The sequence below is a fragment of the Aerosakkonema sp. BLCC-F183 genome, assembly GCF_041929145.1.
Lineage (GTDB): Bacteria > Cyanobacteriota > Cyanobacteriia > Cyanobacteriales > Aerosakkonemataceae > Aerosakkonema.
Window position 1 is genome coordinate 33,707 of sequence record NZ_JBHFNU010000075.1, and the last position, 26,650, is coordinate 60,356.

Annotated in this window: 29 protein-coding genes and 1 pseudogene; 15 read left to right on the forward strand and 15 right to left on the reverse strand. The window is 43.3% G+C overall.

The features are described from left to right. Positions 1–15 precede the first annotated feature (15 nt). Positions 16–207, forward strand: a complete 192-nt coding sequence (locus ACE1CD_RS22450; RefSeq protein WP_374826287.1) for a hypothetical protein — start codon at positions 16–18, stop codon at positions 205–207. 546 nt (positions 208–753) lie between these two features. Here the strand turns inward: ACE1CD_RS22450 and ACE1CD_RS22455 are convergent. Continuing rightward, a complete protein-coding gene (locus tag ACE1CD_RS22455) occupies positions 754–987 on the reverse strand; it encodes a hypothetical protein (protein ID WP_374826288.1) in 234 nt (77 codons plus the stop codon). A 185-nt stretch (positions 988–1,172) separates the two neighbouring features. On the opposite strand from ACE1CD_RS22455, the gene ACE1CD_RS22460 reads away from it, so the two are divergent. The 3 genes from ACE1CD_RS22460 to ACE1CD_RS22470 are packed head-to-tail and all read left to right on the forward strand — an operon-like array spanning position 1,173 to position 5,831. Next, positions 1,173–2,003 carry a DUF4384 domain-containing protein gene (locus tag ACE1CD_RS22460; RefSeq protein WP_374826289.1) on the forward strand — a complete coding sequence of 277 codons (831 nt, stop codon included), beginning with the start codon at positions 1,173–1,175 and terminating at the stop codon, positions 2,001–2,003. After that, complete coding sequence (locus ACE1CD_RS22465; RefSeq protein ID WP_374826290.1) at positions 1,952–5,464, forward strand: tetratricopeptide repeat protein; 3,513 nt, start codon at positions 1,952–1,954, stop codon at positions 5,462–5,464. Before ACE1CD_RS22460 ends, ACE1CD_RS22465 begins: the two co-directional genes overlap by 52 nt. A gap of 28 nt (positions 5,465–5,492) precedes the next feature. Continuing rightward, positions 5,493–5,831: a tetratricopeptide repeat protein gene (locus ACE1CD_RS22470; protein WP_374826291.1), complete on the forward strand. Its 339-nt coding sequence runs from the start codon at positions 5,493–5,495 to the stop codon at positions 5,829–5,831. Between the two features lie 230 nt (positions 5,832–6,061). Here ACE1CD_RS22470 and ACE1CD_RS22475 read toward each other — a convergent pair whose 3' ends face one another. After that, positions 6,062–6,733 (reverse strand): SH3 domain-containing protein, encoded by a 672-nt coding sequence (locus tag ACE1CD_RS22475; protein ID WP_374793376.1) that lies wholly within the window; start codon positions 6,731–6,733, stop codon positions 6,062–6,064. A 72-nt stretch (positions 6,734–6,805) separates the two neighbouring features. Here ACE1CD_RS22475 and ACE1CD_RS22480 point away from each other — a divergent pair, with 72 nt between their 5' ends. Further along, a complete protein-coding gene (locus ACE1CD_RS22480) occupies positions 6,806–7,015 on the forward strand; it encodes a hypothetical protein (protein WP_374793374.1) in 210 nt (69 codons plus the stop codon). 157 nt (positions 7,016–7,172) lie between these two features. Here the strand turns inward: ACE1CD_RS22480 and ACE1CD_RS22485 are convergent, their stop codons facing one another. Continuing rightward, positions 7,173–7,616 carry a hypothetical protein gene (locus ACE1CD_RS22485; RefSeq protein ID WP_374826292.1) on the reverse strand — a complete coding sequence of 148 codons (444 nt, stop codon included), beginning with the start codon at positions 7,614–7,616 and terminating at the stop codon, positions 7,173–7,175. 60 nt (positions 7,617–7,676) lie between these two features. Between ACE1CD_RS22485 and ACE1CD_RS22490 the strand changes: the two genes are divergently transcribed. Further along, positions 7,677–8,993, forward strand: a complete 1,317-nt coding sequence (locus ACE1CD_RS22490) for an FAD-dependent oxidoreductase (RefSeq protein WP_374826293.1) — start codon at positions 7,677–7,679, stop codon at positions 8,991–8,993. Between the two features lie 56 nt (positions 8,994–9,049). On the opposite strand, the gene ACE1CD_RS22495 is transcribed toward ACE1CD_RS22490, so the two are convergent. After that, entirely contained in the window at positions 9,050–10,108 is a 1,059-nt protein-coding gene (locus ACE1CD_RS22495; protein ID WP_374826294.1) for a hypothetical protein, read from the reverse strand. A 288-nt stretch (positions 10,109–10,396) separates the two neighbouring features. On the opposite strand from ACE1CD_RS22495, the gene ACE1CD_RS22500 reads away from it, so the two are divergent. After that, positions 10,397–11,482, forward strand: coding sequence for an exo-alpha-sialidase (locus ACE1CD_RS22500; RefSeq protein WP_374826295.1), 1,086 nt, complete (start codon positions 10,397–10,399; stop codon positions 11,480–11,482). A 112-nt stretch (positions 11,483–11,594) separates the two neighbouring features. On the opposite strand, the gene ACE1CD_RS22505 is transcribed toward ACE1CD_RS22500, so the two are convergent. From ACE1CD_RS22505 to ACE1CD_RS22515, 3 genes are all read right to left on the reverse strand, one after another. Further along, a complete protein-coding gene (locus tag ACE1CD_RS22505) occupies positions 11,595–12,092 on the reverse strand; it encodes a hypothetical protein (RefSeq protein WP_374793364.1) in 498 nt (165 codons plus the stop codon). An 86-nt stretch (positions 12,093–12,178) separates the two neighbouring features. Beyond that, the gene (locus ACE1CD_RS22510) at positions 12,179–12,490 is read right to left on the reverse strand and encodes a hypothetical protein (protein WP_374793362.1); all 312 of its coding nucleotides are present in this window, start codon (positions 12,488–12,490) and stop codon (positions 12,179–12,181) included. A 209-nt stretch (positions 12,491–12,699) separates the two neighbouring features. Further along, positions 12,700–12,897: a hypothetical protein gene (locus ACE1CD_RS22515; RefSeq protein WP_374793360.1), complete on the reverse strand. Its 198-nt coding sequence runs from the start codon at positions 12,895–12,897 to the stop codon at positions 12,700–12,702. A 102-nt stretch (positions 12,898–12,999) separates the two neighbouring features. Between ACE1CD_RS22515 and ACE1CD_RS22520 the strand changes: the two genes are divergently transcribed. From ACE1CD_RS22520 to ACE1CD_RS22530, 3 genes are all read left to right on the forward strand, one after another. Then, positions 13,000–13,590, forward strand: a complete 591-nt coding sequence (locus ACE1CD_RS22520; RefSeq protein ID WP_374793358.1) for an ATP-binding protein — start codon at positions 13,000–13,002, stop codon at positions 13,588–13,590. A 119-nt stretch (positions 13,591–13,709) separates the two neighbouring features. Beyond that, positions 13,710–14,051, forward strand: a complete 342-nt coding sequence (locus ACE1CD_RS22525) for a hypothetical protein (RefSeq protein ID WP_374793466.1) — start codon at positions 13,710–13,712, stop codon at positions 14,049–14,051. Positions 14,052–14,057: 6 nt separating this feature from the next. Beyond that, positions 14,058–15,902: an adenylate/guanylate cyclase domain-containing protein gene (locus ACE1CD_RS22530; protein ID WP_374793357.1), complete on the forward strand. Its 1,845-nt coding sequence runs from the start codon at positions 14,058–14,060 to the stop codon at positions 15,900–15,902. Between the two features lie 114 nt (positions 15,903–16,016). Here the strand turns inward: ACE1CD_RS22530 and ACE1CD_RS22535 are convergent. Continuing rightward, positions 16,017–16,145, reverse strand: a pseudogene (locus ACE1CD_RS22535) (DUF29 family protein); the annotation flags it as partial. A 204-nt stretch (positions 16,146–16,349) separates the two neighbouring features. Continuing rightward, positions 16,350–17,723 (reverse strand): NB-ARC domain-containing protein, encoded by a 1,374-nt coding sequence (locus ACE1CD_RS22540; protein WP_374826296.1) that lies wholly within the window; start codon positions 17,721–17,723, stop codon positions 16,350–16,352. A 283-nt stretch (positions 17,724–18,006) separates the two neighbouring features. Here ACE1CD_RS22540 and ACE1CD_RS22545 point away from each other — a divergent pair, with 283 nt between their 5' ends. Together ACE1CD_RS22545 and ACE1CD_RS22550 are read left to right on the forward strand one after the other, a co-directional pair. Further along, a complete protein-coding gene (locus ACE1CD_RS22545; protein WP_374826297.1) occupies positions 18,007–18,510 on the forward strand; it encodes a DUF6232 family protein in 504 nt (167 codons plus the stop codon). Between the two features lie 31 nt (positions 18,511–18,541). Next, positions 18,542–18,943, forward strand: coding sequence for a hypothetical protein (locus tag ACE1CD_RS22550; protein WP_374826298.1), 402 nt, complete (start codon positions 18,542–18,544; stop codon positions 18,941–18,943). Positions 18,944–19,093: 150 nt separating this feature from the next. On the opposite strand, the gene ACE1CD_RS22555 is transcribed toward ACE1CD_RS22550, so the two are convergent. The 3 genes from ACE1CD_RS22555 to ACE1CD_RS22565 are packed head-to-tail and all read right to left on the reverse strand — an operon-like array spanning position 19,094 to position 20,237. Further along, a complete protein-coding gene (locus ACE1CD_RS22555; protein ID WP_374826299.1) occupies positions 19,094–19,546 on the reverse strand; it encodes a DUF29 domain-containing protein in 453 nt (150 codons plus the stop codon). 30 nt (positions 19,547–19,576) lie between these two features. Next, positions 19,577–19,882, reverse strand: a complete 306-nt coding sequence (locus ACE1CD_RS22560) for a DUF4926 domain-containing protein (protein WP_374826300.1) — start codon at positions 19,880–19,882, stop codon at positions 19,577–19,579. A 1-nt stretch (position 19,883) separates the two neighbouring features. Continuing rightward, positions 19,884–20,237: a DUF6883 domain-containing protein gene (locus ACE1CD_RS22565; protein WP_374826301.1), complete on the reverse strand. Its 354-nt coding sequence runs from the start codon at positions 20,235–20,237 to the stop codon at positions 19,884–19,886. A 101-nt stretch (positions 20,238–20,338) separates the two neighbouring features. Between ACE1CD_RS22565 and ACE1CD_RS22570 the strand changes: the two genes are divergently transcribed. Continuing rightward, positions 20,339–20,494, forward strand: coding sequence for a hypothetical protein (locus tag ACE1CD_RS22570; protein ID WP_374826302.1), 156 nt, complete (start codon positions 20,339–20,341; stop codon positions 20,492–20,494). Here ACE1CD_RS22570 and ACE1CD_RS22575 read toward each other — a convergent pair. Next, positions 20,484–21,914 (reverse strand): WGR domain-containing protein, encoded by a 1,431-nt coding sequence (locus ACE1CD_RS22575; RefSeq protein WP_374826303.1) that lies wholly within the window; start codon positions 21,912–21,914, stop codon positions 20,484–20,486. The genes ACE1CD_RS22570 and ACE1CD_RS22575 overlap by 11 nt on opposite strands. A 288-nt stretch (positions 21,915–22,202) precedes the next feature. On the opposite strand from ACE1CD_RS22575, the gene ACE1CD_RS22580 reads away from it, so the two are divergent. Further along, on the forward strand, positions 22,203–23,114 hold the full coding sequence (locus ACE1CD_RS22580) for a hypothetical protein (protein WP_374826304.1): 912 nt from the start codon (positions 22,203–22,205) through the stop codon (positions 23,112–23,114). Between the two features lie 211 nt (positions 23,115–23,325). Next, a complete protein-coding gene (locus ACE1CD_RS22585) occupies positions 23,326–25,248 on the forward strand; it encodes an Hsp70 family protein (protein WP_374826305.1) in 1,923 nt (640 codons plus the stop codon). A 40-nt stretch (positions 25,249–25,288) separates the two neighbouring features. Here ACE1CD_RS22585 and ACE1CD_RS22590 read toward each other — a convergent pair whose 3' ends face one another. Both ACE1CD_RS22590 and ACE1CD_RS22595 read right to left on the reverse strand, forming a co-directional pair. Then, a complete protein-coding gene (locus ACE1CD_RS22590; RefSeq protein WP_374826306.1) occupies positions 25,289–25,594 on the reverse strand; it encodes a hypothetical protein in 306 nt (101 codons plus the stop codon). A 411-nt stretch (positions 25,595–26,005) separates the two neighbouring features. Further along, complete coding sequence (locus tag ACE1CD_RS22595) at positions 26,006–26,641, reverse strand: SMI1/KNR4 family protein (RefSeq protein WP_374826307.1); 636 nt, start codon at positions 26,639–26,641, stop codon at positions 26,006–26,008. Positions 26,642–26,650 lie beyond the last annotated feature (9 nt).

Here is a 26,650-nt window from a genome sequence, read left to right on the forward strand (position 1 = left end):
GAGAGGGCAAAAATTATGGATGATACAGAAATAAGGATTAAAGGAATAGAGGCTTTGCAAAAGTCTCTTGGTTCTGCTGCTGCTTTGCGATTTCTCACTCTTTTGCATCGGGAACCTACGAATTATGTGGAAGTTTCGCGGCGGCTTTATGAAGGGCAAACGATAGATGAGATATTTACCAGGGCAAAGCAGAATTGGCAGGGGTAAATTAAGGTGGATTTGTTTATATAGATTTTGCATCAGCCGCATCACCCGCCTGGGGTTCAAACCCCAGCGTCATAGCGAAAGTCCTCTGAAGAGGACTGTTTATAACAGCGATATTTTTGTAGGGGCGAAGCATTCGGGCGACAATCTTTGTAGCTTCACAAAAATTGAACAATCCGAATGCTTCGCCCTTCCCCCAGCGATTGATGCAGCTGAGATTGGAAATATAAACCCGGTTTCTAGTACCTGCAAATAATTTTGCTTAAATGACGATAGATAAACCCAAGTTTATGCTTTTCTTTCAGTCGGATTTATCCGACTTTCGCTATGACGCGGGGAATTGATTCCCCGGCGGGTGATGTATTCCACACCAGGAGATAGATGCACCTTTGATTATCTGGTACGAATAATCAGCATCCAAATCCCATCAGGAATGCCAATTTCTACCCCTATTACGATTTTTTGAACTGCAAAAAAAAAGCCCCGCAGTCTGTATAGATTGCGGGGTAAATTTTATATTTCATTCGCTATTAATCTGAATTAACGGCGCTAGGAATGAGAATTATGACTGGCAAAATGCTCGGCGAGGCATCCACCAACTATAACTAACCCTAATAAGCCGCCAATCACTCCACCAGCAGGCCCACCAATTGCAGTGCCGATAGTTGAAAATGTTTTCGCCACTCCAAAAATTAGTACGCTCTCATGGGGCAGGTGTGGCCCATGAACGGTGTGACCATCGATCTGAAAGTCGAAGTGGTCTTCATGGAAGTTATCAAACATTTCGTTTCCTTCCTTTAATTTTCTATGTTTATGCTCTAAACGTAGCAGCATTAAATTGAGATGAGAAGCGAAAAGTGTCGATTTTTGTAGATGTCGATTTTTGTAGAGTTTTATTGACTAAATCTTGATGCTTTTCCATCGCCGTACCTATAATATCGACTAACCTGCGATCAGAAGGATGGACTATGAATTTACCGAGATATGAAGATTATGAGGGAAATTTCCTCGATGCAATGACAACCCGTTTTGGTTTCACGGGTAAGAATAGCCTGATATTTGAAAAACGTTTTCTGGAAGATAATCGAGAATTAACGCACGAAGCGTTAGCTGCTAAGTTCGCGGAGAAGTTGAACAAGGGAACCGAAAATGGTGAAGCTTACCGCATCTTTCGTCAGCAGTTGAGTGCAATTTGTAAGAAGCTTGAGGCGGCGGGGTGTCCTCCTCCTAGCAAAGGTGTTGACCGTTGGAAGAATGCAAAATGCTGGCTGCGCGAGGAAGTATTTCCCCAATGGGCGAAAGAGCAAGGTTTGGTAGCTCTTCACCCTTGGGAACAATTACTGAAACTGGCTACCCCGACAGACAAAATGGGGCCAAAACTGTTTGGAATGCTGGATATGGGGAGTCCCTACGAAGAATGCTTGCCTTTGGGTAGTAATATTGTTTTTGAGGTAAAGCTTGAGACTCCGGGATACTTACTGCTGCTGGAAAAAGGCACAACTGGCAGGTTTTGGTGCTTGTGTCCTTCAGTTTATGCGCCTCAGCCGTCTTTACCTGTGGGTGTGGCTGTTTTGCCCCAGCGTGCTTCGGGGAAAAAATCGTTTAAAATTACTGGCAGTATCGGTCTAGAGCAGCTTGTAGCGGTTATCGGGAAGGAGAAGCCAAGTTTAGATTGGTTGCCAGAGGGAAGCGGGAAAACTTTGCAACTGGAAGAACGGCATTTGAATGAATTACTAAAGTATTTGGAATGCAGCGGAGATTGGAAAGTTCTCTACAGGGAATATACGGTTACGGCATAATTGCATACCCAAAATTTAGGAAAGAAACGCAGGTGGACGAACGCATCGAAGTTTATTTTAATTTGATTGAAAACCTACTGAATTGCACCACAGGAAAGGAAGCCAATATTCTAGTGGATAATTGCAATTTAATAGATGAAACCTTAGTACAAATAATGAAATATGTAGCCGATTATCTCGTTAAATCGGATGAACTGAATGCTGCTGATTGGTTGCAAAGTTCGGCTGTAAAATTGGAGGAAGCAATTTACAATTGGAATCAGCTAAACCAACAGGTTATTGAACTAAACGAGTGCGGTGAGTATGCTAAGGGTATAATGGTTGCTGAGCAGGCTTTGGACTTAGGACTACTAATCTGGGCAAAAAAACATCCAAATATTGTTACCAGTTTGCAAAATTTGGGGGCAATGTACACATCTCAAGGACGGTTTGGGGAAGCAGAACCTTTGTTGTTAGAAGCTTTAGCACTATGTAAATGCTTGTTAGGAGATGAACATCCCGATGTTGCTATAACTTTGAAGAACTTGGCAAAACTTTACCAATTCCAAGGGAGGTATAGCGAAGCAAAACCTTTATTAATGGAAGCGTTAGAGAGGGAAAAACGCTTGTTGGGAGAGCAACATCCTTCTGTTGCTACCAGTTTGAATAATTTGGCAGGATTGTACTATTGTCAAGGGCGGTTTTGTGAGGCAGAAGCGTTGTATATTGAAGCATTGGATATAATAAAACGCTTCTTTAAATATGAACATCGCTCTGTTGCTACCAGTTTGAATAACTTGGCGTTAATTTATCATTCCCAAGGGAGGTATAGTGAAGCAGAACCTTTATTAATGGAAGCGTTAGAGAGGGAAAAACGCTTGTTGGGAGAGCAACATCCTTCTGTTGCTAACAGTTTGAATAGTTTGGCAGGACTTTACATATCCCAGGGTAAATTTAGGAAAGCAGAATCTTTGGTTATGGAAGCATTGGAAATGACAAAACGCTTGTTTGGAGAGCAACATATTAATGTTACTATCTGTTTGAATAATTTGGGACTAATTTACTATTCCCAAGGCAAGTTTAGGGAAGCTGAATCTTTGTCTGTAAAAGTGTTGAATCTGACAAAACGCTTGTTGGGAGAACAACATTCTTATGTTGCTGCCAGTTTGAATAATTTAGCCCTACTTTACTACCACCAAGGAAGGTATAGCAAAGCAGAACCTTTGTTTGTGGAAGCGTTGGAGATGAAAAAACGCTTGTTTGTAGACTCACATCCCGATGTTGCTTGCACATTAAATAATTTGGCGCTACTTTATTCTTACCAAGGAAAGAATAGCGAAGCAGAACGTTTGTTTGTAGAAGCGTTGGAGATAACAAAACGCTTGTTGGGAGAATTACATCCTTCTGTTGCTACCTGTTTGCATAACTTGGCAGGAATTTACAAATCCCAAGGAAGGTATAGCGAAGCAGAATCTTTGTTTGTGGAAGCGTTGGAGATGAGAAAAGGCTTGTTAGGAGAATCACATCCCGATGTCGCTCTCAGTTTGCGTAATTTAGCGGGACTATTAGCAGCCACTAACCGCTATACTGAGGCACTGGCACTCAGCCACCAAGCCAGCGAAATCTATAATGACTTGATTCGCCAAATGTTTGCTGCTAGTTCGGAAACCGATCGCATCGCCTATCTCGACACCATCCGATATACTTTTTATGCTTTTATCTCTCTAGTTAATTCCCACCTTTCTAACTCTCCTGAAGCAAAACAAGCAGCTTATGATTTGGTACTCAAACGCAAAGCTTTAACCGCCGCCGCCTTTGCTGCTTTCAACTATGCTTTGTATAGCGATCGCTATTCTCACCTCGCACCCCAATTCAAACAATGGCAATCTTTAAGGGCAGAACAAATTCACTTAATCTATTCTCCACCCTTACGCAATCCAGAAATTAACGAAGACGAGTTTCGCACGCGCCAAGCAGAATATCAAAAGCGCCTATCCGATTTAGAAACAGAATGCAAAAACTTAGAAAAACTACTCGCATCCCAAGTTCCCGAAATCCAACTACAACAGGAACTCGAAACTGCTAACCGTCGCGCTGTTGCTTTGGAATTACCCGAAGGTTCCACCTTAATAGAATTCGTGCGATTTGATGTTTTTGATTTCCAAGCAGTCCCAGCGCGTGGTGAATCTAAATGGAAACCTGCCCGCTACCTGGCTTTTATCTTGCCAGCAAAACAGCCAGACAAAGTAGAGATGATTGATTTAGGAGAAGCTGAACATATCGATAAATTGTTGCGGGTATTTCGATCTTACTTCTCTGGCAAAGGTGACTTGCTGGATATGGGAGATGATGACGAAGAAACCCCTACCTTTATGAAATACGATACCGCCTCTGGTATGGAACTGCGGCAAGCGGTTTTCGATCCCATTGCTGCTGTTATAGGGGATAGTAAATATCTGCTAGTTTCTCCCGATGGTGAATTAAATTTGTTGCCGTTTCAGTTATTGCCGGATGAGACAGGAACGGGATTTTTAATGGATGAGTATACTATCTCTTACCTCAGTGTCGGACGCGATATTTTGCGTTCTCATTTTCAACCAAATCGCCCCGCTACAGCACCTTTAATTATTGCCGATCCTGATTTTGATTTGGGTGGGGCATCAGAAACCCGGTTTCTTGGAGAAACCGGGTTTCTATCGTTGTTGGGCAATACCTTGGAACGCGCACCAGGTACAAGGTTTCTGGGTGAAGCTGTTGCCAAAAAGCTGGAAGTTTCACCCTATTTCGATGCTGAAGCACTGGAAACTCAGATTACAAAAAGCCCTTCTCCCAGTATTCTGCTGATAGCTACTCACGGCGTTTTCTTACCCGACTTGCCCCATCAACCACCCACTTTAGAGAGTCGGGGATTTGGGAGCCGCTTTTCTGCTACAAAAGTGGAAAACCCGATGCTGCGTTCAGGACTTGCCTTAGCAGGTGCGAATACTTGGCTATCTGGCGGAACTCTTCCCGAAAAAGCTGGCAAAGGCTTTCTGTTTGCCCAAGATGTAGCCGCACTCGACCTTTGGGCCAACGAACTCACGGTTTTATCGGCTTGCAATACTGCGATCGGTGATGTCAAAATTGGCGAAGGTGTCTTCGGTTTGCGTCGCGCTTTTGCAGTCGCCGGAACCAAAACTTTAGTAATGAGTTTGTGGCCAGTCCCAGATAAAGCAACTGCCCTGTTGATGGAGAGATTTTTTGATAATTTGAAAGGCGGTTTTGGTCGTTCCAACGCATTACTAGAAGCCCAAAATTACATCCGCAATATCACCGTTAGAGAGTTGCGCCAATCCGAACTCGGTCGCGAAGTGTTAGAAGAATTATTATCACCAAATAATGTATCTTGTCAAGAGGAAGAAAAACCTTTAGAGCATCCTTTTTTCTGGGGTGCTTGGGTTTGTCAGGGAGAGACAACAAATTTTACTTTTCCAAGGCCATAAATTTGTAAACCAAAAAGGTGAAAATAAAATGTCCGATTTAGAAAAAGCTTTAGCTGCTTTTTACTCCCAAGATTACACCATAGCACTCAGCTTATTACAACCACTTGCAGATGAAGGAAATGCGGAAGCGCAATGTGCGATCGCAAATATCTACCATTTAGGATTGGGTGTAGAGAAAAATATCTTAGAAGCGATCGAATGGTACGTGAAATCCTCGGCTCGAGGTTATGGTGTCGCTTCCAACAATTTAGGTGGAATTTATCTTACGGGTGATGAAGGTGTTACCGCCGATCGAACAGAAGCAGATAAATGGTTCCAAAAAGCTAGAGACCAAGGGGAGGGCGAAGCATTCGGATATAAAATCTAGGGTTTTGAGCGATCGATTATCGCCCGAATGCTTCGCCCCTACAAATATACACAACCGATGCTAGCGGACATGATATTAAAGCTTGCTGGCGTTGCATAAGTGCGATCGCTACGTAGATGACAGCAGGGAGAGACAACAGAATTGAAATAAAGGTACGTTGTTGCGGTTTAGGGCCAAATAAGAGCGCTGAAGCGCAACAACGTACCTCAAAATCGGGTTATCCCAACAAATTATCCCTTTTGAATTATTAAATGAGTTGGTTTGTAAGTGCGAATAAAATTACTCATCACTTCTCTTTCTTCAATAGTTGGAGTTGCCAAACAGCCGGAAGTTCCGGTTTGGGAATTGTTCTTAAATGCTGACGGATCGTAGTGTACTCCCAGTCCGCTACGATTTGTTTTGAAAGTAGGTGTAACGGGTGACCAAACACCGCCAAATTCTCCAGAAGCTTTATCGACTGCACCTGGTCGATCGAATGTATAAACACCAAACGGAATAGGTGTTTGCGAACCTGCTACATCAGTGGGAGTTTGTTTGCTGACTCTCCCAGAAACGCACCGCACTGTATTCACAACTTTGCCCGTACCATCAATCAATTGGGTGCGATAAACTTTTAATCCGCCGGCAATAGTTTCGTTCGTCTGAGTAGCGACAACTTTCGCTCCTTTAATCGAGTGAGAATTATCGTTATTGTTATCAGTTGAAGTTTCCCTCACAAGAAATTCTAAAGCTACCCAACGATTTGTGCCAATCTGCACCCAATTCTTTCCCCCAGCTGCTACCGGGTCGCCCGTCACCGATACCTTTGTACCGTTGGCAATGGTATCGATAACTAAACCGTTGGCGCTAGAACGCACATTCAAGGGGTCGCCTTGAGTTCTCACAGTGGCGGTGTAACTCATTTTTCCTTCCTTTACAGAATCTTAAGAAATGTTACAATCTTAAACTAAACTTAAGATTTAGCGAGCTGTTTTATGCCTATTGTACGCATCCACCAGATCGTTGTCTTCCAGCAATACCTGCTGCTGGTCTTCCACACCAATACTACTGGGTGGCAGTTTCGGGTGACCAACTCGACAGGGGAAGTTTTTGGGATGCAACTGGCTTATGAGACGCCTGATGCAGCTGAGAGGGTGGGGCGCAATTGGATTGATTATAGATGCAATCTGAGAAGCCAAAATTAACGCACAAAACGATATTTTGCACCTTTGCATAACAACAAATAAATAGACATCTCCAAAAATTCTTGTGGGGTAGGCATCCTGCCTGCCCTTTGAGATTCTTTTGGAGGAGATGTCTAATGGTGCGTTACACTGCGTTAACGCACCCTCCAAACAAGCACTATGGTTTGGGTGCAATTCCTTTTTCTTCCAAGCAACGCTTAAATTCAACTTCTGCTTCTGTCGGTTCGGGATTGTCGGTAACTTTCAAAGCACCGACAAGTTGGTGAGAACCTCTTTTATCTAACGGTCTATCTAAGTCAGCAACGGTATTTTTGTCACCATTTGCTAAATACTTTCTGCATTCTCCTATGGCATCGATTCGCATTTCCCTAGACCGGGCAACGGCAGAATCTCCTTCTGTAAGATGGGTAGGTGTGCCTGATGTAGGGGATGAAATCGCGAAAGCGGAGAAAGCAGGTAAACCGCACATCCAGACAGTGATAGCTAGGAGTACTGTTGTAGCTGTGCGGTAAACTAGCTGAAAGCTTCTGTGGAAGTTAATCACGATCGCATTCCTTTGATGTTGAATTAGTCTGTCATCTGTTATGTTAATTAAAGTCACAAAAAAACTAATGTTCCTTGAGAATGATTAAAAATAAGCAAGTTTGAGAAATTGCGAAATATGGTCAAAAAAGTTGTTATCGTGGGCGCTGGCCCCAGCGGACTCCTGCTCGCACATTACCTGTTGCGTCGTGGCGACAAATATCAAATTGATATCTACGAACGTCGCAGCGACCCTCGCATCATTCCTTTCTCCAAGTCCAGAACGTTCCCGATTACTTTGAGCGAAAGGGGAATGAGCGCGTTGAGCAAGATTGAAGGTTTGGCAGAAGCGGTTCGGGCGATAAGCGTAGAGATGTTGGGAGCAGTTTCTCACCAAAAAAACGGCAAGCAGCGGTTTTTGAGAAGAAGAAAACCTCTGTTTGCGCTCGATCGCACTAGCTTGACGATCGTGCTTTTGCAAAAGCTAACTGAAAAATACGATAATAGCCGATTCAACATTCGCTTTGACTCCAAATGCAGTGCCGTAAATTTTGAGGCAAAAACAGTCACTTTTCAAAACATTGCCGAAACAGCACCTGAAGGCGGAGAATTCACCGTTTATTATGACCTGCTAATCGGTGCAGATGGAGCGAGTTCTGTTGTCAGAGAGCATTTTACGAACACAGAAATGTTTGAATTAGAACAGCAGTATGTTCGTTCTGATTATAAATCAATTTTTCTACCTCGACCGGACGAAAACTTAGACAGCAAGTTAAAACCGGGCTATATTCATAGTTGGAGATTGGACGATGGCAGCGCTTTATTGCTGCTGCATCAACAGGACGGGATGATGAGCGGTGTTATCCACTTTCCTCGCGATAAAAATAAAATAGTTCGGCTTTCTAGTAAAGAAGATGTACGGCAATTCTTTCGGGATAATTTTCCCGCAATCGCTCAGAAAATGTCTGATTCTGAGGCAGAAGATTTTCTTTCCAGACCGATATCGACGGTCTTAACAATTCGGTGTAATCGCTACCATTACGGTGACAGCGTAGTGCTAATTGGTGATGCAGCCCATTCCGTGTCGCCCTCCCTCGGTCAAGGTTGCAATTCGGCACTCGAAGATGCGGTTATTTTGGGTCGTCTTTTTGATGAATATTCCGATAATTTGGCCAAAGTAACAGAGCAGTTTACTATGCGTCGAAAGCCCGATGCTCATGCTTTGGTAGAGCTTAGCGACAACGCTTTTCCTTTGTCTGGGCGATTGTTTGTTGAGTATATTTTAAGGGAAATTTTTGCTAAATTTATGCACAAACTATTTCCCAATGTCTTTCCTCCATCCATGATGCAGTTAATATCAGAAACCACGGAATCTTATGGAAAAATTTTGAATTTACACAAAAGTTGGGTAGAAAAAGTCAAAAAATCTAACAAAAAGTTCATCGAAAATTTGTAGAAGCTGGAGTAGCGATCGCACCAACTGCCAGCTTCTCAACTACAGCACTTTACCACTTATGAAAACTGCGGTTGAGCGCTGAGGGTAAAGGTTTCGTTTGTCGAGTCTACACTCCGCACTGAAAGAGGAAGAGATTCAACAACCGCGATTAAATCTAACTGCGGATTATTTCCCCCGTTAACAATCGCAAAAATATTAGTTTTAAACGTTTCATTTGAAGTTTGGATGACATAATCCTCCGGTCTTCCTGCTAATTGAATTAGATCGAGACCCGGTACAATAGCATCACCGCCCAGAATGTCGAAGTGGGAGATTAATGCGTAGTCGGCGTCTCCTTGTCCTACGTAAAACTTTAACGGGGTGGGATTGGAAGCGCTACGACCGACACCGAGAATAAAGCGATCGCTAATACCTGAATTAGAGCCAATCAACGTATCGACTTCGCCAACTCCCAAACTGGTAGGAACAATTTCGGGAGTTGACCCAGTAATTACATCAATAGCAACTCCGGTAATTGTAGAGTTACCAGTGTCAAAAGCGCTCACATAATCATTGCCCTTACTGCCACTCAAAAAAGCAGCGCGAGACTCACTTCTGCCAGACTCTGTGTAATGTTCCAATGCGGAACTAAAAACGCCAGAACTAACTGCTGCCGCTACATCCGGATTGAAGGCTAAATACGCTTTTTCGTTGAAAGCCGAACCCTGACGACCCTCATTTTTACCGATTTGAATGAAGTGGGAAAAACCAGAAGCAAAAATTCCTGCTGCAACGGCATTAGCCACATCGCGATTGCGCTCCAAATAAAACCTTTCATTGTAGAAAGCGTCCGATATTACCCGACCTTCTGCTTCGCCAGTTTGGATAAAGTGCGCCAAAGCAGAGGGTAACTCTCCCTGCATTACCTTTGACAAAACATCGAAATTATTGGGCAAGAAACCAGAGCCATAGTAACCGCCCTCGCTCCAGAATGGCGAAACAGAAGTTCGCCCCTCTTGCATTCCAACTAATTGGAAATGTTGCAGACCAGACTGAAAAGTTCCGGCTCGAACAGCCGCCGCTACATCTGGATTCTTTTCCAAGTAATAACCTTCGTCAAATATGGCAAAACTCATGGTCACGCAGTATAAAATAGATCGCAGTCGGGGTAAGGAGACTCGCAAATAGTTATCCCCAATTCCCAAACAAGTGATACAAGTCCATGAATTTATTTACGGAAAATAGTCAGTCATCCGTTGTCAGATAGTGTCCGCTAGCATGGTTTACCTAAAAAATTGGCGATCTTATCTGCGTTTATCTGCGTTTATCTGCCTTCATCTGCGGTTAAATTTTAACCCAACGATTCCAAGAAACAATCCAGGTCATCATTCATATACTACCAATGCTACCGGACACGATATCAGTTGTCAGTTGTTCGTTGTTCGGTGAGCGAATCTCCTACTACTTTTGAGAGACGTTGTGCGATCGGTTTTTATGGCAACCTAATAAATGTCACCTTTCCTAGCAGGAGGACGTTCATGTCAGTTGTGCTGGTCGGTACAGAAGGCGGCGTTTTTCAACTCGATAACCGTTCCCACGATATCCGAGAGGAGGCGGGGTCTCCTTCCGTATCGTTTTTAGCATCGGCTGGTGCAACTGTCTTTGCTTTCTCGCGAGAGGGTGCAATTTGGGTACGCAGCAAGCAGAATAACTGGCAAAAAGTCAACGAAAAACCCGTTAAGGAAGAAGTTTGGTCGTTTGCAGCTGACCCCGCCAAGTCTGGGCGAATGTATTTGGGTGTTTCCCCGGCGATGCTGTACCTCAGCGATGATGGGGGAGAAAGTTGGAGGGAAGTCGAATCGATTCGAGGAATTCCGGGATACGAGACTTGGACTTTTCCACCACCGCCGCACATTCCCCACGTCCGCTATATTTCTCCCGACCCCCAGGTAGCTGGCGGTGTGTACATCGCGGTGGAAGAAGGCGGCATCTATCACAGCATTGATGGGTGTCAGACGTGGAAAAGTCTGAACGAGGGACTGTATTGGGATGTGCATACGGTGATTCCGACTCTCAACAGTCTGAGGCTGTATGCGACGACAGGCAAGGGTTTTCATCGCAGCAGTGATGGCGGACTGCACTGGCAATATTCGATGAATGGGTTAGATCGCAAATATACTGTTTCTTGCGTCGCGATGCCAACGCAACCGGAGAAGGTGTTCGCGGCAGCAGCGGCGGGCCCACCTCCAACTTGGTCTAGGGGTGCTAATGTGGGTATCTATCGCAGCTATGATGGCGGTGAGAACTGGGTGCAGTTGCAGCAGGGTTTGCCAGAACAGTTCGATCGCATGGTGCTGTTAACGATAGATAATGCTGGCGATATTTGGGCTGCAAGTGGCGATCGCGTTTTCAGCAGTTCTGATGATGGTGAAAGTTGGCAATTGGTGGCCAAAGATTTGCCGAATGTGCGATCGCTTGCTATATCTACCAATCTACAAGCTAATTCTTGATAGAAATTCTGGCACTCCTTGAATACCCAAATTAAGACGAAATACTACCTCCGCACCCGTACCTTCTTCATCGCGATTATCGCCACCACCTGTAGTGAGGTTTATATCTATTTTAGAGCCCTCGGTCTTCTTGCGATCGCTCTCCAGTCTGATTTTCTATTCTTGTTGTGCCTGCATTCCTCAATATAGATAAATCTGCTTGCGCCATAGCAAGAGGTTTGGTGCCGCTGCATAAGCCGGTTGTTAATTCAGCGTCTTCATTGGCAGCATAAACGAGGTACTCTTTACCTTTTTCAAAATTGTAGCCGCAACTGGCGCTAGAACGAGATGTCATAACAACAGCTTGTCTGCTAATTCTGCCTTTCCAAACTTTGGTAACTTCAAATGTAACTTTCACTTCTGTAAAAAGTCGATCGGCTTCATTGTCGTTATTTGGTTGGCGATCGACTGCACGCTGACGCACAACAATATCGGTTACTTTACCAGCAAAAACCGCTCTTGCTTGTTGATAGCTTCGTCTGGGGTTAGCGGAAAGACAACTACAGGCATCGGCAGGATTGGAATTTAAAAGCACTAATAAGCTGGCAGCAACAAGTAGGATTTTTTTCATAACTTACACCTGATGATAGGGGTCGTTCAACCGAAAGCATTGACCTCTACTTCACAGGGAAAGTTCCGCTGCTTTTTTCGGGATTCTTATTTAATTTCGTCGTATAACTTTCCGAAGGGAACGGTAATTACCTTAACTGCTGCTCCTGTGCGAGGGTTAAATTCTGGCGCACGTCGCTTCAGAGGTTCGGCAATTTGCGGCCCATCGAAGGTTAGCACTCTTAATTTCACGCCGTCAAAGCGTTGGCTGACACCAACTGGAGAAGCGTCAGCTTGAGGAGTAGTTTGATTTTGTGATGAAGTTTGACAACCAAAAATTGCTCGGCTTGTCCATAAAGCAGCAATTATGGGTTGTTTTTTGGCTTTTCTAATTTCTCGAATCCAAGTTTTGGTTTGCATATACCCTGCTTATTTGGGGACTGGGATGCTAGTTAAATAGGTATTTTCAGGACAAGAGAGACAAATCTCGTCCTTGTCCCGCCGATCGCTGCTAGCGATCGAAGATGAACTATTATTTCTTTCTTAAGGTAGATGCAATGTATAATATCGTAGCATTATAAGATGACCTTTTCCTTTAGCAGGGGATATATATGGTGAAAAGTCACCAGCTAAAAGCGGTGTATCCTAGAACGACACCGGGCAGAAGCTATGCTGGAAGCCGGATCGCGGAAAGAATGCCAGCGGCTTTTCGCCCAGATGCAAATCTCCCATCCCGGATCTGCCGTTAGCTCCCATGTTACGCTCAGTATAGAGGTGGCTTCTAGTATGCCGTCCGATCTGCGATCGCCTAGTAGCTGATTAGACAACGCAGACCAAAGACTATATTTAGCAAAACAACAGGGCAGTCATCAAATTATTCATCGTAAGAATTGCAATTTGTGACCTTTATTTAAATGCAAAAGACCGTTATGAATTTATCTTCTGAATTTCAGATATTTGGACAATTTTTGGCAGAAATACCTGCCAGTAACGAGTATCTCACCCTCAACTTTTCTCCCAATTCTGTTCCCCGCAAACGTCGCTGGCAACACAACGGTATATCGGCGGATTTTTTGGGCGACTACTTTGCTGCTTTTTTTCCGGGAGAGCCGACTGAAGATAGCAAAATAAACCGCAAAGATACCGTCAAAGGAATTGTCAGCTATATCGCCAACGAGCTGTTGGAAAATGCTGTTAAATACAGTGATGAGTCTGCCAATCTGCCGATATCGATTACCCTATATCTGTACGAACACGAACTGATATTTAATGCGATCAATTATGCTAACCGGGAAAGGGGGGAAAAATATCAGCACTTTATCCGAGAATTGCTCGATTCGGATCTAGATGAGTTCTATACCCGTCAACTGGAAAAAACGGCGATGGGAAATGGAGAATCCAATATGGGCTTGCTGACCGTACTCAACGATTATTCAGCCCGCTTAGGCTGGAAATTCGAGTACGCGGATCGGCATCCGGACGTGGTTTGGATAAGCGTGATTGCACGTTTAGACCTCTAAACTGTTCAATCCACAATTCCAATCGGCAGACAGGGGCGAGCATCCGAATATGCCATTAGAGTTAGGATTGAAAGTTGATTAGGTAGGTACAATTCTTTATGGCGAGGAGTACAGAACTGGTGGAAATCAAAACCGATGACTATTATATCTGGCACGACCCGGAAACCTCAACTGTGTTTTTTCGGGGCTTCCTGCGATTGGCTGGTATGGAAGAATATAAACCTGTAATGGATTTGTTGCTGGGTGCGATCGAACAATCTCCCAATTTCACCATTAACTTGCGCGAGCTGCAATTTCTCAATAGCTCCGGCATCAGTATGCTATCTATGTTTGTGATTAAGGTACGGGAAAAAGGCAACGTAAATCTCGCTCTCCAAGGTTCAGAAAAGATTCTTTGGCAGACCAAATCCTTAAAGAACCTCCAACGCTTGATGCCTGCGTTAAAACTGGAGTTTGCTTGATGGCATATGATGAACGCAGAGCAAATCACCAATCGAGAAGCCGCACTTTTAGCGGAGATAGAACGTCTCCGCCAAGAAGTGGCCGACCTAAAACAAACTAATAGCGATCTGGAAATTGCTCTGCTCACGACTATAGAACATGGCGATCTCATAGAAGCCGAGTTGCACGAATCCAACCAAAAGTTGCAGGCAGAAATCGGCGAACGCCAGCTGGCACAAGCAACGTTACAAGAAATTTTAGAAACGGTTTCTCAAGATAAAGCTGACCTGGAAATAATGCTCCTGACGACAAGAGAACACGGCGATGCAGTGGAGTATCAGTTATATACTCAAGCCGTGGAAACGATGCGCCAAAGCGAGGAGTTATTTCGGGCGATCTCCGAGTCCACATCTATTTTGATGATTTTGACTCAGCAGCAGAATGGGATGATTTCCTATGCCAATACAGCTTCCAGCGAGATGCTGAAAATCGATGTGCAAACTTTGATCGGAACAAAGGTGCAAGCATTTTTTGCCAATCCGTATGACGAGCAAAAAATCAATGATTTGCTGTCAGCACAAGGCCATGTACGGGATTACGAAATGCAGGTGAAGAGACAAGATGGTAGCCTGTTTTGGGTATCGGCTTCCGTGCATCCTTTGCGTCTTGCGGGAGTGTCAAGTTTGCTGATAACACTATACGATATCAGCGATCGCAAAGATGCAGAATCTGCCTTGCGTCAGTCGCAAGAAAAACTGCAAAAGCAGGCACAGCAATTGGAACATATAGTGGAACAACGCACTCAGGAACTGCGACTTTCTGAGGAGAAATATCGCAGCATCTTTGAAAATGCGATCGAGGGGATCTTTCAAATGAGTGGCGACGGACGCTATTTGAATGCGAATCCCGCATTAGCAAAGATGTACGGTTACGAATCTCCTGCGGAATTAATTGCCAGCGTCAAACATATTGGTAAGCAACTATACGTGCAACCCCAGAGATGGGAGGAATTGCTTGCTTACTTGAAGGGACTCGATTCGCTTAGCGGGTTCGAGTCACAAGTTTACCGCAAAGATGGCAGCACTATCTGGATATCAGAAGATGTCCGCGCAATTTCCGATCGCAATGGTTCTTTGCACTACGAAGGCAGCGTGCGCGATATTACCGATCGCAAAGCGGCGGAAGCAGAATTGCGCCAGCAAAGGTTGCTCTCGGAACGGTTGTTGCTCAATGTATTACCTCAACTGATTGCAGAAAGATTGAAACGAGGAGAAAAGACGATCGCAGAAAACTTTACTGAAGTTACAGTTCTGTTTGCCGATATTGCCAACTTCACCCAACTCTCTTCCGAGATATCTCCGAAAGAACTGGTAAAGTTACTAAATGATATTTTCTCTGCTTTCGATTTATTGGCAGACCAACATGGTGTGGAAAAAATCAAAACTATTGGCGATGCTTACATGGTGGTAGGCGGATTACCCAAACCCAGACCCGATCACGTTGTCGCTATTGCTGATATGGCATTGGATATGCAGCAAGAAATCCTCCAATTCCGCACGCCAGATAACCAACCTATTGCACTGCGAATTGGCATTCACACCGGCGCTGTGGTAGCTGGAGTCATCGGTAGACGCAAACCCATTTATGACCTCTGGGGAGATACGGTCAACGTTGCCAGTCGCATGGAATCTCATGGAGAACCAGGACAAATTCAAGTCAGTCAAACAGTTTACGAACATCTGAAGAAAAACTACCGCTTTCAGGAACGCGGTACTATTTCTATCAAAGGCAAAGGATTGATGAATACTTATTGGTTACTCGCTCACAAAAAGCCAAGCGGTTTTCGATCGACCCCCGTCACAAACGAGTGAGTTTTGCAGATTCATCATTCATTAGACCTCTCCAAAAATTCTTGTGGGGTAGGCATCCTGCCTGCCGAGAGAGATTCTTTTGGAGTAAATGTCTATTTATTTATAAACAAAAAACTACGCAATATCAAAAAACCAATCTTCGTTTAAAACTTGTTCTAAAGACGCGGGGGGTTCTGCTGGGAAAAAATCAACAGGTTTATCCATTAAACGAGCGATAACTTTTTTGGCATCCAGATAAGTAAGAGAAAAATTTTGGCAATATTTCTAAAACTTTCGCTAAATTCCCACCTAATAAAGCAGTCCTAGATACTGCCAATTGTAGCAAGCATAAGTAATATCTGTAGGTTGGGTTGAGGAACGAAACCCAACTTCTTCTCTCAAATTGTTGGGTTTCCCTCTCGCTCAACCCAACCTCCAAAAATATTCGCCCAGTAAATACTGTATTATTTAGTTACCATATCTATTTTTCACATACTGTTGCAGCACAGGATTGAGAGAAAAAAAACTTGTCTTACCCTGTTCTTTTGCATCCAACAAAAACCGCCTTCCCAAAGATTGCATCGCATTCAATAAATCTGAAGTCGATAATTCTACTGTCTTGCGAATTTGCGGCAAAGAGACGGGTTCGGTTTGATTGGCAAGCTGGATCGTAACTCCTTGTTCTTGCGGAGTTAATCGCTGAAATTGTCGGTCTAACTGCGCTTGCAAGGATTCGCACAATATCGGCGCGTCGCATTCTAAGAATTCCGAAACATTACCTCTAAATAACTCTTGAATCATCGTGGCGGTCAACTCTAACCAGAGAGGATTGCCTTGATAAGTATTAATCAAAGTTTCCCAACAATCTTCATCTGATAAATTATGCTGTCTGAGAATTTGTTTAGCGGCGACGCCTAAGCTACCCAATACGAAGGAATGCACATAATTATTTACTCTTTCCAGTGAGGCGACTTCTCTAGATTTTTCCCAACTTATTAATAGTATGCAACTTTGATGACAAACTTCGGCTATTTGTTTAAAAAATAATTGATAATCTTCATATCCAGATTTATATTGACCAGCGAGTTGTGCGCTGCTGAAAAGCATCTGTAGGTCATCGAGGACAATCAAACAGCGATACTTGCGTAGGTAGTTGATGAGTTGGGAAAGTTGCGTTTCGATCGCCTGCGGTATTTCTCCTTGCTGGGAGAAGATTTGCAGCAGATTGGTGAGGATTGCATCTGGCGTTGGCGAAAAGCGGAGACTGCGGTAGATAAGATAATCAAAATGGGTTTTGATTTGTTCTATGAGTTGCAGTGCGAGGGAAGTTTTGCCAATTCCGCCGATACCCACAAGTGCGATGAGGCGCAAGCGATCGCGCACAATCCAGTTTTCCAGGGTGGCGAGTTCGTGGGTGCGATCGTAGAAGCTGAAGATTTCCGGTGCGTCGCCTAAGTCGATGTGCGATCGGGTTGGGGTTTGTTGCGGTTGTGGTGTGACTTGTGGAAGTTGGGAATTTTTTGAACAAATATTGAAGTTATTAACTGTTGCATTATCGCTAGCTATAGTTTGTGAAAAATTATAAAACCTTGCTCTCTCCAATATAGATTTAACATTCGTTTTTGTAACATCTTCTTTTAATACATCTGAAAATATTTTCCACAGATCAGAAGCAACACTCCTAACGTAACCTTCACTACAGTTACGGTCTTGTGCAATTTTGGCATATTTCTGACCTTGGAACGTTTCCCTTAAGATAGCCTGTTGCAGGTCGTCCAAGTGTTTTCCTGTCTTGGCAAAGACTAGATCGTCGGCAAACCTTAAGATTTCCTTAAGCTCCATAGGTAGTGTATCTGCTGGTTTTGGTGTATTTTATCTGACTTTTTATGACATTATCTCACAATTTAGATGACAAAATTCGACTTTTCCTGATGCAGTTAGCCAAATTACTGCACAATAACAGCGAGCTTACGATCTTTAAGAATGGCAGCAAACTTGTACAGGCAAGGAAGAGGATAACCCAGATGACCCACACGCTAGCGTAGACCTGGTTCGTTTAAGTAACGAAACCTAACCTTTGCAAATAGTTTTTAAGTTAATTAAGAAAAATTGACAGGACGTGACAATGGCTGAAAATAAACAAATCTTGCCCGGTGATAGATATACTGAAATTCTGGAAGGTGGAACAATAAAGCTGACAGCCAAGACAGTTCAGTTTGGTTCTAATGTTTTTCAATTCCATAACGTCACAGGTTTTGGCATAGCCAAAGTTGAGACAATTAAAATCCCACTGGGAGCGCTTTTAATTTTGTTTATTATAGGATTGTTTCTCGGCAGTATTCCAGATATTAGCTTAGTAGGCGGATTAATGATTTTAGCAGCGGTTGGTGGAGTTACATACAACTTTAATCAGCCACAACGATATGGGCTAGGACTATATCTGAATTCAGGACACATGAAAGTATTTGTGACTACAGATGTAAGAGGTTTAAAAATCGTAGTTGAAGACTTGTGTAACTATATGGAAAATAATAAATTAGGTGGTTACATAGTGAATATAGTTGGAGGTAACGTTACTGGTAATTACATTGGAGGAGATGCTTCTGGCACTACTTCAAGTTATCGTTAAACAACAAAACAAAGCAAACTAGGAGGAAGTTATGGACGATAAATCAATCAAGAACAGTATCGGAGGAGACTTTAAAGGTAATTTCACAGGTGGTGATGCTAAAAATACTACTTACGAATATATTGAAAAAGAATCTGCATCACCAAAAGAGGATAAGGCGGAAATCGAAGATTTGATTTCCAAACTTAAAGAGGGTATTGAGGAACAGTCAAACTTGACTAAAGACCAAAAAGAGAAAGTGTTAGCACAAGTAAAACTAATTGAAGATGCTGTTAACAATCCCGATGGAGGAGAAAAAAAGAAACAGGCTCAAGAGGCGAATTCTGCTCTCAAAACAATGTTTTCCGTGTTACCAGTAGCTGCTAAGTTTGTAGAAGAGTTCAATAAAGTATCGGATTTTATTATTAAATTGTTTGGATTGGGAGCAGGATAAAGCAGCATCTTGGTATGCAGTTTTTGTAACATAACAACAGAGATTCGCTTCTTCTTTTACCCAAAATGGTAGCGTGCGCGTGGCGTGTATCACGCCTATTTATTCTTCTTAATCGCTCGCTACCATTTTACCAGGATTGTGTGTTCAGATTTAATTTAACGAGGGCAACCACTCAACGTCAAGTAATTGGTCAAGCGAGTAAGGACACTCTGGGGGGAAAGTGACGGAATTTTGAGTTTTAATTTTCACAAACCCTAACGCATCTTTATAGATAGAGTTCAATTCCGACTCCAAATAATTACGGAGATTCGTAGTAATCCTTCGTCTCAACTGAATTCTGAAATTATAGATTTCTTCTTGCCAGTGAACAGCATTATACTCCGATTCACTCCTCCAATATTGCAATAATAATAAATGACGGATAACCTGTTCTAAAAGGCTGGCTACAGCATTTTTCTTTTCCTTGCCCAAATCCTCTAACTCCTCAATTAAGTTATCTAAATCTAGGTCTTCAAATTGCTGCTTTTTTAACAATTTTACTGTTTCTTCTAGCCATTGATAGTCATCAACTTCGTAGAGATTTTTTAAATCGGTGAGACTCATAATAACTACCCCTATTTGACTGCATAACTTTTAACTCACTTTTCTTTGAAGCTTGTGCTGCAAAAATTCAGCAAAATCTCGCACTTCTGCCAATAAATCGGCGGGTAAAGCATCAAGAACTTCTAAAACTTGCCCTCTAATTATTTCTCGCTCTAATTGAATATCCGCTCTTGCCAAAGTTAATAAAGCTAGTGTTTCTCCCGTGTCGCTGACAAACTCTATCTCAAACGCCTGTTCATCATCATAACAATGAACGATCGCTCCCTTAGCGCCCTTTTTCAATCCGTGTTCTTCAAGATCGCGAGTTAAAGTAATTACATCTAGCTCTTTAAGCATATTACGATCGCTCCTTATTTTCTAAAAATGGTCGAGCGGTAACAAATCGAGGGTTTTCTTGACCTGCATCAATAATCCATACTGTGAGGATACTAACCGCTTTACCGCTTGGTGTATTAATTGTCCCTACTATTACATACTTAGTGCCATGTGTTGTAGCAATTGTTTCACTAATCTCCTGAAAACGAGCGATTTTTAATAACTCCTGCTCTAAAATATCGACATTATCCTCATTAAAACCGAGTTCGCGAAAAAACTTAGCTTTTGATTTTCCGACAGAGTGAGTTTCTGAAAGCAAATACCCCGCCAGCTTTGCAGGCTGAATAAAAGCATTTTCGGGATTCGGCAATGGCAATTTATACGGTTCCTTTTACTAAACAGTAAAAATTCGCTCTTTTCCAGACGATAAACTTTTACTATTAATTATAGCAAGAACATTCGCAGAATGTAACCAATATGCGATCGCAGTGGCACGCCAGCTTTCGCCCAAGCGCCAAAGGACGCAAAGGTCAACGCAAAGTAACGCAAAGTTTTTCTTTTCCTCTGCGTACCTCTGCGCTAACCTTTGCGTACCTCTGCGTTGAAAAAACAATCCTCAATCTCAACGAGTAACTAACTTCTTAATATCCCCAAAAGCGCGATAAAAACCACCGCGAGATGATGCCCGCACCTCTTCCACCAAATAACGCGCACCTTCTTCGCGAATGTCTTTAGGAAATTGCACTTTCCAGTTGGAATTGTAACCGGGAGAAACGACGCGAATTCTTAAGTTACTTCCTTCTTTGAAACACTCGACAATTACTCCTTGAGTTGTGTTTGAAGTAGTTTCCAAAGTGTTGGAAGGAACGGCGGCGGCAATTGCTGCTGGTGCTTTAATATTAATTGTTTGAGGAAGTGTACCCGCTTGTGCGGCATTAATTGCAGATTCGCTGGCGTCGATACAAGCAAGCGAACCGTCTGTGGTGACGATGTAAAGGCGATCGTCTAAAAATTGCATGGAGAAGGCGGAACCGCATCCGGTGGCTAGTTTCCAGAGTCGATCGCCTTTTTCGTTAAAGCAATAAATCGACGAACAATTATCCCCTGCAAATACATATTTCCCATCTTCTGCTGTCGCGCAAGAATACACTGCTGCATCGCACTGATAAATTGTTTTAGCTTCGCCTTTCTTAGTAAAAGAACAAACTAAATTTTGGCTGGTACTGGCATAAACCATTGCTTCTTCTTGCCAACCAAACAATACATCTCCGCGTGTTTTTTGATGCCAAATTTTCTTGCCATCTTCCCAATCGTACATGGTGACGCCTTCACTGTGTCCGTGATAGACGCCAATTTCATCGCAACGTACCATCCAACCGTACTTACCGCTACTTTTTTTCGTCCACTGGGATTCATCTTCGTGATTGATAGTTGTAATGTTCCCTTCTAGATCGGAAACTCCCAGAATTGCATCTTTAATATCGAGCCAGAAAATATCCACATTTTCCGCAATTTCATAGGCGACGCGGGGTATTTTTCCCGTCAAATCGTAGACTTTGCCATCATCGCATCCCGCATAAAGCCAACCTTCATCGGCGACGATACATTTCACACCGTCAGGTAATCGCAATTGATTGATTACTTGACCTGTATTGTTGAGGGCAAATATTTGACCTGCTTGATTGCCAACCCAACAGCGATTTTTTTCAATAAATATACCAAAAGCGGCAGAACCGGAGGCGAATTTCCACAGCACGGGAGATGGGGAAGCGGTGGATCGATCGCTCTTGATTTCCCGTCGAGTCACAGCACGTTTTTGGCGCACACCCATGACTGCTTGTTCGTAACCTTTCTTCAGTTTTTCGTTAATCTTTTTCGTCGCTTCCGCTTTCGCTTTTTCCGCTGTCGGGTAGGATTTTACTTGAGTCTGACCTTTGTCGCCAATCCGACCGTAGCGAATGGAAACTTCCGTACCGTTGATAATTACTTCGTAAAATTTATGGGAAACGCCATCGGATTCGGATAATTCTAAATAGGTTTTTTCCTCAGCCATTTTTTTCTCCCGTTTTCTCTTGCTTAATATTAATTTACCTCTCAAGAGGGATTGTGCATTAAAAGGTTGAGATTTGTAACTAAATCGGTTATGATGGGAATATGTGCGATGGGAATAGCTCGGCACAGCAGCAATTCCCTCACTCAACCAATTTTAGCGAGCTTAACTATTAAGTTTTATTACCGGAGCGAGACTCGATTGGTGAAATTTGTATCCCCTTTGCGTCAAACTTGAAAAAGACGCCCGATCGTTCTACTTTTGGGCAAACCTGAAGTCTTGGTGCGAGAGATGAACACGCTATTAACACTTTTTGGCAAAGAACGCAGCGAACTACAGAAAGAAATCGATCGCGCAACCAGCGTCGAGCAAGTTGTTAAGCTGGTTCATAGCCGACTCGATACTCTTCAAAAGAGTTACATTGGCGAGCTGAATGTAAATCAGGTACGTCTGGCTTCGTTTTTCTTGGATACATTGCGACAATCTGTCGCCACTCTCACCGCCGCTAACGAAACTCAACTTGCTCTCCCAGAGCCCGATCGCATTGTAAACCAAGGCGGACGACTTTCTCCCAACAGATTAATCCTCAAAGCGGTACAGGGACTGATTTCCATCGCTATTTTGGGTTCCCTAGTTTCCCTGACGAGAACATCTCCAGGCGCTTGGATGGCGATTTTGTTGGTGGGAGTGCTGCTGGGGGTGGAAGTTGTACTCCAACTCGATAAAGATAAAAATAAAGATAGTGCGGAACTTCCCCAACTTCCGGAAGCACCCCAACCAATTGTGCGAGTTGATAGTCAAGTGCTTCTAGACAACATTGCCGATGCTTTGAATACGATAGATTTAGCAGTAGGTCGCTCTCAAGACGCCAAAAAACCTCTCGATGACCTTGGTATAGAAGAGTTACCAGAACTATTGAATCTGATTCAAAGATTGATGGGCGCGTCATATTTGGAAAGACCGCAAATGACGCTAGAATTAGCAAGGCTGCTGCCACAAAGTTTGATGGAACAGGGAATTCGCGTGCAAATCTACCGACCGGAGGATGCACAAAACGGACGAGAGTATTTTGACTTTGAACCAAGTATCGATCGCACCACCAAAGATTACATTACCATAACTCCGGCTTTGTTGAAGGGCGATCGCTTGCTCAGAAGAGGTAGAGTAATTGAGCCGGCTTTCTCTCAGGCTAGAGATTCATAGGTTTTGAAGATTTTTTACCGCAGATATATGCAGATGAACGCAGATGAACGCAGATGAAGATACAGGTGTTACGCAGCTGGCAGATTGATAGGTAGGTTGTTGCGCTTCAGCGCTAAAGCGCAATAACGTACCTTAAAATTGAACTCTTCTTTTGTGACGGTTGCGTAAGTTATCGCAGAAATGGCATAAGGTATCATTTAACAGTAGAAGTATGGAAATTTTAGAGACGATCGGTTTCGATTTGGGACATGGCGAAACAGCCGTAGCTAAAGCAATAGTGGAGAGCATTGAGCCTCCAGAAATGCTTGAGGTTAATAATAAGAAAATCCAAGTAACGGCACTTGGTTGGCATCCGGATTTAGGTTATCTTGTCGGAGAACAAGCCTTAATTCAAGCAGGCGTTACTCAACTCAAAATCACTTTCAAGCAAAAACCAAACAACGATCCAACTTATCGGGAGACAATTCGCACTTTTTTGGAAACCTACTTCCGCCTTTTAAAAGATAACAAGCAAATCAAAGGTGGAGATAGCGACTACTTTTATGTTGGCTGTCCTTCGGGATGGTCGTTGAGCGATCGCGAAGAATATCAAAAGCTACTCAAAGAAGCTGGAATTCCTTTGCTGAGTGTTGTTCCGGAATCGCGAGCCGCTTTTATGCAAGCCAAAGAAGCCGGCAAGCTTGAGTACGACAAACTCAAATCTTCCGTGCTAATTGTCGATATCGGTTCTTCGACTACCGACTTTACCCTAGTTAAGAGCTTACACGAAATTCCGATCGATTTCGGCAGTAATTCGCTGGGAGCATCGCTAATTGATAAGGCAATTTTCGCTCGCACTCTTGCGAAACACGAGCAAAAAGATTTACTCGCAAGAGTGTTTGCCGAATATCCCCATCACCAAGCTCGTTGCGAACTTGCTTGTCGCAAAGCGAAAGAAGATTATTTTTCTAACGAGCAGCTATTCAGCAACCCGCAATCCTTTGCTCGCGGTTTTGAATCCATCAACGAACAAATTTACTTTATCCCCCAAGTTAACAAGTTAATTATGGAGGAAATATTGAATCAACCTTTGTCGGAACTGGGAAATAAAAGTTGGATGCAATGTTTTCGCGAATCGGTGATTGATGCCAAGCAAAAGCTCGATCGTCAAGGCATTGTACCGAAAATTGTGTTGATGACTGGCGGTGCATCTCGGATGAAATTCACCCGTCAAATTTGCGAAGAAATCTTTCCGGAACCCGACACGCAAGTTCGTCCAGATCCGGAACCGGAACGCTGCATTGCTTTGGGTTTAGCGCGAGTGGGACGATGGGATTTGCGTGCTGCTGCTTTCAAGCAAGAGTTGCACAAACTACTCGATTCCGACAAGATCAAAGATATCATCAAAAAACATATCCCAGAGTTAGTCGAGTTGTTGACAAAACCGCTGTCATTTGGTTTAATAGAAAATGCGATTAAACCGGGTTTGAGAGACTGGCAAAGTAACAAAGTCAGAACTTTGGCAGACCTGGAAACGGCGATGAAGAAGCGAGCCGAACAGTGGCTGAAAAGCGATCGCGCCAAACTTCTGATCGACAATCAATGTGTGAGTTGGTTTAACAGCAAAATTCAACCCGATTTAGCCTTGGAAACCGACCCCATTTGTCGCCAGTTCCAAATACCGAGAAGCAGCTTAAGGTTTGAGGAAGGTATCGACCCCGATGTGGTGAACCCCGATCTGTCGATCGGCGATGCGATTCTATCAGAAACTGTAGCGTTTATCGTCAATGTTGTGATTGGTGGCGGGACTCTCGCGAGTATCTTCCTTCTGATCGTAACCGGACATTTTACCTGGCCGATCGCACTCGTCTATGGTGCCTCGGCTATCGCCGCTGGAATGGAACTCAACAGGAAGGGAGTAAAGGACGCAATCAAGACAAATATGGATATTCCCAGTTGGCTGCGTTCTAGTTTTTTGAACGATAGCAAAATCGAGAATATCTGCGAAAAAATCAATCCGGACTTGGAAATGACCCTGAGAGAACAACTGACAGCAAATCAAGCTGCTTTTGACGAATTGATCGTCAAAGTCGGGCAAAGTCTCCAAAAAGCTTTGAACGCCAAAGCGGAAGAGGCCATCATTTTGATTCAGTAGACGCGATTAGCTCCCTTAAATCGCGCGAGCGTTAACTCACCTACTTGCTCAAAACAACCTTTTCTTCGCCTTTGCACTCCCTGTCTGACACCTGGGAATCCATCAGCGATACAAGACGAGAAAACCAATAGGTAATTTCCGGATCGCAATAGGTTGTCAGACGGGCGATTTCCCTAGCAAGATTGTAAGCTTCTTCTGCCTTGGCCCTATCCTTGAGTCCGGCGCGATCGAGTAACGCTGTTTTCAAATCCCCCGGATAACTAGGCAATCTCTCCCCTTGTTTAACTCGCATTCGCTCAACAATGGGACTCCAGTCAATTTGGCCGACTATAAAACTCGAACTCATAATTTCCTCACAATATCTTACCTTTAATTACAACCTAGACTCTTTAGACCCATATATGCAAATATTTTTTCTTCTGCTTTTCATAAATAAAATCTATTAAATTTACGTAAAAATCTGTATTGAGGTAGTTGTCTGCTTTCACAAGATATATGAAGTAGCACGACTCTTGCAGAATGCGATCGCCATCTCATAAATTTAACTATTAGTCTAAATCGTAGAATTGTAGGTTGGGTTGAGCGATAGCGAAACCCAACAAAGTGTTGGGTTTCCTGGCGTCAACCCAACCTACGAAAACTAAATCGTAGGGTGGGTTAGGCACGGGCGACATTTCAGCTTTTTCAACCGATAATTAAATTCCCGTGCCGTAACCCACCGAGCGCACTTAAATGTAACTTAAGCAAACATTTTTTACTAAATATAATCAGCCTCTAGGCTCTTATCCAACCAGTTATCGTACCAATCATAAAAACTTAAAGGTGGCTCGCTTAAAGCTGGCTCTAACTCTTCGTCCTCAACCATTTCGGAATGATAAAAGGACCCAATTTGCAAAGAACAAGGATAAATACCACCATCACTACCACAGTCATTTATCCAGATTGTTCCTCGCTGGTCTCCTGTAATTACTAAGCGGCTATGTATGTCGCAACCATAATTTGCTACATACATTGTTCCCTGCGTGAGCTTATCTTCATTGATATCCACAAACTCGTAACCAGGGTTGAGCAAACCTGGGTAATTCCACGCCTTCATGAGAAGAAATGGTTGCGAGAGGTAGTAATCATTTTCTGCTGTTGACATTTCCTTATCTACTTCTAACTTCCGCAAACCATCACCGGGGCCGGCACCCCCATTGCCAACTTCTAATAGAAAATTTCGATAGTCATCTGGAAGTGTAATCCTGTTTTTTGCCTCAAAAGCTTGAATTTCTGCTTCGCTCAAGCAAGGATTGAGTTGATATTTGTGTAACTCGGAACCAAAATTTTTAAAATTTTTATCCTTTGTTGCTAACTGAGTTAACTTATTCTTCAATCGATCGAACTTATTCATAAGAATCCA